2 protein-coding genes and 1 pseudogene are annotated in these 1,735 nt (G+C 41.8%); 2 read left to right on the top strand and 1 reads right to left on the bottom strand.

Going from position 1 to position 1,735, the window contains the following annotated elements; genetic code table 11:
- Window positions 1-167: 167 nt before the first annotated feature.
- A pseudogene (locus QZ506_RS04800) lies at window positions 168-347 on the top strand (stress response kinase A); the annotation flags it as partial.
- Between the two features lie 23 nt (window positions 348-370).
- Complete coding sequence (dsbA, locus tag QZ506_RS04795) at window positions 371-994, top strand: thiol:disulfide interchange protein DsbA (RefSeq protein ID WP_291969438.1); 624 nt, start codon at window positions 371-373, stop codon at window positions 992-994.
- A gap of 138 nt (window positions 995-1,132) precedes the next feature.
- On the opposite strand, the gene QZ506_RS04790 is transcribed toward dsbA, so the two are convergent.
- Window positions 1,133-1,336 (bottom strand): hypothetical protein, encoded by a 204-nt coding sequence (locus QZ506_RS04790; RefSeq protein ID WP_291969436.1) that lies wholly within the window; start codon window positions 1,334-1,336, stop codon window positions 1,133-1,135.
- Window positions 1,337-1,735 lie beyond the last annotated feature (399 nt).

Raw genomic sequence — 1,735 nt, 5'->3', positions numbered from 1 at the left:
GGCTTTGTTGAATAATAGGTAATCATGCTATTTTTCCATGCCAGTTTTGGTTGAAAATGCTTGTCATCTCAGGTGTACACTTTTCTCATGAGGCCTAACTGCATGATTTTACGTTGCGAGGATCCGTCGTTTCACTGGGCTGCCAGCATAAAATCTATTTATTCAACAAAGCCATGCGAATGGTGCATTATTTAGCGTGGATTATTCGCCGTTGGGAAGATCCGGCATTTCCCCCGAGCTTTCCCTGGATAAAAAATGATGATTTCTGGTTCAGGCAAACAGCAATATTTAATGAACAGGTTAAGCTGTTACAGGAGCCTCCTTTACAGCTATTGTCCATGTACTGATGTTTAACGGAGAGATGTGTTATATGAAGAGTGTATTTGCGGCATTATTGGGCATCATGTTGGCCTTCGGTGCATCAGCGGCAGATTTTTCTGATGGAAAACAGTACGTTGAAGTTAATAAACCGGTATCTCAATTACCGCAGGTGCTGGAGTTTTTCTCCTTCTACTGCCCGCATTGCTATCAGTTTGCTGAGGTTTACCATATTCCTGAAGCTGTCAGTAAGGTGCTTCCAGCGGATACCAAAATTACGCGCTATCACGTCGATTTCCTCGTGCCTTTGGGGAAAGAACTAACGCAGGCCTGGGCAGTTGCCATCGCTTTGGGTGTTGAAGATAAAGTCACCCCGTTAATGTTTGATGCGGTGCAAAAAAGCCAAACGCTGAAAACCACGGATGATATTCGTAAGGTGTTTGTGGCGGCGGGTGTTAAAGCTGAAGATTATGACGCTGCATTGAATAGCTTCGTGGTTAAGTCGCTGGTTGCCCAGCAAGAAAAAGCGGCTGCGGATTTGCAATTGCGCGGTGTGCCGGCCATGTTTGTTAATGGCAAATATATGGTGAAAAGTGACGGTTTAGATACCAGCTCAATGGATGCATATGTGAAGCAATATGCTGATGTTGTGAAATTCCTTATCGAGAAAAAATAGCACTGGTCTTACAACTGCGTCTGATAACAGGCGCAGTTATACCCTGGATATATCGTTTATCCTCTACGACAGTTTTGCCTTTGTGACGTTTAATTAGCGTTTGAATAATATCTATCCACAAAAAAAATGTTTTTTGTATTACTGGTATTTACCGAGGACTTTTTTTTTATCTTGCTGAAAAAAATCCATAATATGTGAATCACTTTTTGATATAACATCAGCATCATTCTGATTTTCTCTTTCTATGCACAAAGTTATCCACAAGGAATTTGCTTTGCATGTGGCAGATTTGGGTCGTGTATTGGCTTTGTTGAATAATAGGTAATCATGCTGTTTTTCCATGCCAGTTTTGGTAGAAAATGCTTGTCATCTCAGGTGTACACTTTTCTCATGAGGCCTAACTGCATGATTTTACGTTGCAAGGATCCGTCGTTTCACTGGGCTGCCAGCATAAAATCTATTTATTCAACAAAGCCTCGTGTATTCAATATGTCGATGGCTTTGTTGAATAAATCAGAACTTGTAACGACTGCGCCCCATACGGGTCGATTGTTACGTGATGAGAATACTATTCGGCATTCCTAAGGCTTTGTTGAATACTAGGTAATCATGCTGTTTTTCCATGCCAGTTTTGGTTGAAAATGCTTGTCATCTCAGGTGTACACTTTTCTCATGAGGCCTAACTGCATGATTTTACGTTGCGAGGATCCGTCGTTTCGCTGGGCTGCCAGCATAAAATCT

It is taken from the genome of Candidatus Symbiopectobacterium sp., from assembly GCF_020054415.1.
GTDB lineage: Bacteria > Pseudomonadota > Gammaproteobacteria > Enterobacterales > Enterobacteriaceae > Symbiopectobacterium.
This window is presented reverse-complemented; position numbering and strand designations above follow the sequence as displayed.

What these genes read in the sequence shown, in the direction of transcription:
- dsbA (WP_291969438.1), top strand. Translation starts at nt 371, where the DNA reads ATGAAGAGTGTATTTGCGGCATTATTGGGCATCATGTTGGCCTTCGGT.
- QZ506_RS04790 (WP_291969436.1), bottom strand. Translation starts at nt 1,336, where the DNA reads ATGGAAAAACAGCATGATTACCTATTATTCAACAAAGCCAATACACGA.